The 3,826-nt window shown below is 35.1% G+C and carries 2 protein-coding genes and 2 pseudogenes; 3 read left to right on the top strand and 1 reads right to left on the bottom strand.

The window, feature by feature from the left end; translation table 11 throughout:
• A pseudogene (gene ftsH3, locus F6K13_RS22910) lies at nt 1-1,091 on the bottom strand (ATP-dependent zinc metalloprotease FtsH3); the annotation flags it as partial.
• 635 nt (nt 1,092-1,726) lie between these two features.
• On the opposite strand from ftsH3, the gene F6K13_RS22905 reads away from it, so the two are divergent.
• The 3 genes and pseudogenes from F6K13_RS22905 to F6K13_RS22900 all read left to right on the top strand — a co-directional run bounded on the left by F6K13_RS22905 (nt 1,727) and on the right by F6K13_RS22900 (nt 3,439).
• Nucleotides 1,727-2,605: a tetratricopeptide repeat protein gene (locus F6K13_RS22905; RefSeq protein ID WP_124144932.1), complete on the top strand. Its 879-nt coding sequence runs from the start codon at nt 1,727-1,729 to the stop codon at nt 2,603-2,605.
• 6 nt (nt 2,606-2,611) lie between these two features.
• Nucleotides 2,612-2,740 (top strand): annotated as a pseudogene (locus F6K13_RS35350) (hypothetical protein); the annotation flags it as partial.
• Between the two features lie 15 nt (nt 2,741-2,755).
• Nucleotides 2,756-3,439 carry an FkbM family methyltransferase gene (locus F6K13_RS22900; RefSeq protein ID WP_124144931.1) on the top strand — a complete coding sequence of 228 codons (684 nt, stop codon included), beginning with the start codon at nt 2,756-2,758 and terminating at the stop codon, nt 3,437-3,439.
• The last annotated feature ends 387 nt before the right edge of the window (nt 3,440-3,826 follow it).

Below are 3,826 nucleotides of genomic sequence, written 5' to 3'. Positions count from 1 at the left end.
CCAGTAAATCCAGGAGTTCGACGAGCAATTTTTTCTAGGTCTACATCTTTAGAGAGACTCTTACCACGAGCATGAACATTGAGAATTTCGAGACGACCTGCATAGTCAGGACGGTCTACTACTACTTGACGGTCAAAACGACCTGGTCGGAGTAGGGCAGCATCTAGAACATCCGGACGGTTGGTAGCCGCAATAATAATGATACCTGTATTACCTTCAAAGCCATCCATTTCGGTGAGTAGTTGGTTGAGAGTTTGTTCTCTTTCATCATTACCACCACCTAAACCAGCACCCCGTTGACGACCCACCGCATCAATTTCATCTATAAATACGATACAGGGAGCGTTAGATTTTGCCTGTTCAAATAGGTCGCGGACGCGGGAAGCACCTACACCTACAAACATTTCTACAAATTCAGAACCGGAGATGGAGAAGAATGGTACTCCTGCTTCTCCAGCTACAGCTTTTGCTAATAGGGTTTTACCTGTTCCTGGAGGACCTACTAATAATACTCCTTTGGGAATTTTTGCGCCTACTGCTGTGAAGCGATCAGCATTTTTGAGGAAGTCTACTACTTCTGTTAGTTCTAGTTTGGCTTGTTCGATACCTGCTACATCGCCGAATGTGACTTGGGTTTGGGGTTCCATTTGGACTCTTGCTTTGGATTTACCAAAGTTCATAGCTTGGCTACCAGGTCCACTTTGGGCACGACGTAGTAGGAAAAATAGTCCCACTAATAATAGGACGGGGAAGAATAAACTACTTAATGCTCTAACCCAGAAACCTTCTTCGCTTTGGGGGAGTACGGAAATGTCTACGTTGTTTTTGGTGAGGATGTTTATTAGGTCTGGGTCGTTGGGTAGGTTAACGCGGACTATACTACCGTCGGCGACTTTGACTCGTGCTGCTGTACGGTCGGCGCTGATGCTTACTCTGTCTACGTTTTTGGTTTCTACCTGCTGAATAAATTGACTATATTTCCAGGTTTCGCTGGTTTGGGGTTGTTGATCGAAGAATGCTGTTGCTAAGGCGATGACTACTATTGCTAATAGGGCATATAGGCCAGCATTTCTCCACCTTTTATTATTCACTGGGGTTGCTCCTTCTTATCTTTTTATACTATTGGGACTATTTTTTGATCCAGGTATATTAACTTATGTTAACTGATTTCTAATATAATATCACAGTAGATTAAAGTCAAAAGTCAAAAATCAAAAGTCAAAAGTAAGAAATAAGAAGTAAATTATGGTGGTCAATAGAAGTCAATGATTCAATAAGTATTTATGCTTTATATTTAACTGATAATTTGACTCCTGATAAATGAAGGTGGCTTCTATAGTATAAATACCTAAGCAAGCTACGGATTTTATACTAATTTTCATGTTACAAATTGAAGTGCGGAATGTGGGTTATAAGGAAGGAAAGCTTGTGGGGAGCAGGGGAAAAGGGGGAAAGAGTATAGATTTTTGGCAATATTACTTAACTTAAGTTCTTAAAAGAATGTACTTTTCAATATGAGAACTCTAGATGATTGAGGAAAAAGCCTCTGGAACACTTACACATAACTTGTCTATTTTGTCAAGTTTAATGTTAATAAAGCTTTTATCTTAAATTAAAAGCGATAGCTGATAGCTGACGGCTGAATGCGTAGCATTCCGTAGAAAATGCTTACCGCAATTATGCAATGTCCGATTATCATCATATCAAATACTAATGCTCAAATAATATGACTAATTTGAACTATCTAGAAACTTCAGGATGGCTCAATTCATTAAAAGAAGGAAAATCTATAGATTATAATTATCATCCTCTTCCTTGGTATTCTTATCCTGCTATTGAATTTATTGAGGATAAGTTAAAGAGTGATTTTCGAGTATTTGAATATGGGAGCGGACAGTCAACTTTTTGGTACGCTGACCGAGTTAAGCAGGTGGTTTCTGTAGAACATAATCCTGATTATTTTGTCAATGTTTCAACTTATATTCCTCAAAATGTGAAGCTAGTTTTGAGGGAAGATAGGCAAAGATATGTTGAGGAAATTCAGAATTATGAGAATGGTGATTTTGATGTGATTATTATTGATGGAATTGAGCGAGTTAAATGTGCTGAAATATGTGGTGAAAAATTATCTAAAAATGGCTGGATAGTATTTGATAATTCGGATAGAGAGGAAAATGATAGGGGAGTAATTTTGCTTCATCATCAAGGATTTAAACGTATTGATTTTTATGGTTTAGTACCTAGTCAAAGATATAAAAGCTGTACTTCTATTTTTTTTCAAAGTGATGATTTTTTATCGGATTTAAAATTACCTAGTCAAAAGCAGTCTTGCTTGGGTATTTCTTTGGGTCAAGGTGAAGCAAGAGCTAAAAGAAAAAATAAAAATCTAGACAGTCAAAATCATCAGATTTTGGCTTATTACGAAGCTATTAAAAATCAACCTTATGCTGCTGAAGCTTATCAGGGATTAGGGGATTTTTATTATTCTAAAGGTCAAATTGAAAAATCTATTCGTTCTTATAACAAAGCAATAAAATTACAACCAAACTTGGCAATAGTTTATGCAAAACTAGGCAAAATTTATTCCCAAAAAGGTCAGCTATAACAGGCGATCGCTTACTATCAAGAAGTTATTACACTTGAACCAAAATCGGCAGGTATATATTGGAGTATTGGTGATATTTTACAGCAACAAGGTAGATTATTTGAGGCTAAGATTTATCAGCAAAAGGCATTAGAAATAAAACCAGATTTAATGAGAAAATCTTATGCTTTGAATCAGCTAGATCTTAAACTTGCTTCTTACTTAACTTGGGAAAATGGATTTTTTATTGAAGCTGGGGCGAATGATGGGATAAGTCAAAGTAATACTTTATATTTTGAGAAGTACAAAAATTGGCAAGGTGTTTTGATAGAAGCAATACCAGAGTTAGCAGAAAAATGTAGAATTAATCGCTCTAAGTCAGCGGTAGAAAATTATGCTTTGGTTCCTTTTAATTATGGTCAGGATTATATAAAAATGTACTATTGTAATCTTATGTCTTTTGTTGATGGAGCTATGAAGTCAGAGGAAGAAAAAAAGGTTCATTTAAAAGCGGGTTGTCAAGTTCAAAATATTAATCATAGTTATGAAATTAATGTACGAGTAAGGACACTAACTGCAATTCTTGATAAGTATGGAGTTGAAAATATAGATTTGTTTTCGTTGGATGTTGAAGGTTTTGAATTAGATGTGTTGCAAGGTATTGATTTTGATAAATACCAACCAAAGTTTATGTTGATAGAAGTACGTTATGGAGATAGAAAAGCAATTGATTCTTTTTTAAGACCATTATATGAACCTGTTACAGTATTATCTAATTCTATAAATCAGACTTTACCGGAAAGGTCTCATCAAGATATTTTATATAAAGCGACTTCATTAATGGATAATGGATAATGGATAATGGATAATGAATTTAATTTTTAAACCTTCTAGATCAACTATTTCTTTTAGATAATAAAAATATAAAAGTTTTCACTTTTTGTACAAAGATTCCCAAGCAAAATAATTATCAATTATCCATTGGTTAAGCATTCAGCGGTGAGGATTCAGCTTTATTACCTTTAAAGGAGGAAAAAGTAATTGAGATATTTCCCAGAATTAAAAGTTTCTCAGCATTCAGTACTCAGCACTCAGCTATCAGCTTTCTTACCTGATAAGCATTTAGCACTCAGCATTCAGCTATCAGTTTTTATTACTTTGAAAGGAGAAAAAAATCATGGAAATATTTTCCAGAATTAAAAGTTTCTCAGGATTCAGCACTCAGGTATCAGCTATCAACTT

The sequence above is a fragment of the Okeania sp. SIO2B9 genome (assembly GCF_010672505.1).
Lineage (GTDB): Bacteria > Cyanobacteriota > Cyanobacteriia > Cyanobacteriales > Microcoleaceae > Okeania > Okeania hirsuta.
The sequence above is the reverse complement of the archived record's forward strand: the minus strand, read 5'-3'. Positions and strand labels throughout refer to the sequence as shown.

What these genes read in the sequence shown, in the direction of transcription:
- F6K13_RS22905 (WP_124144932.1), top strand. Translation starts at nt 1,727, where the DNA reads ATGACTAATTTGAACTATCTAGAAACTTCAGGATGGCTCAATTCATTA.
- F6K13_RS22900 (WP_124144931.1), top strand. Translation starts at nt 2,756, where the DNA reads ATGAGAAAATCTTATGCTTTGAATCAGCTAGATCTTAAACTTGCTTCT.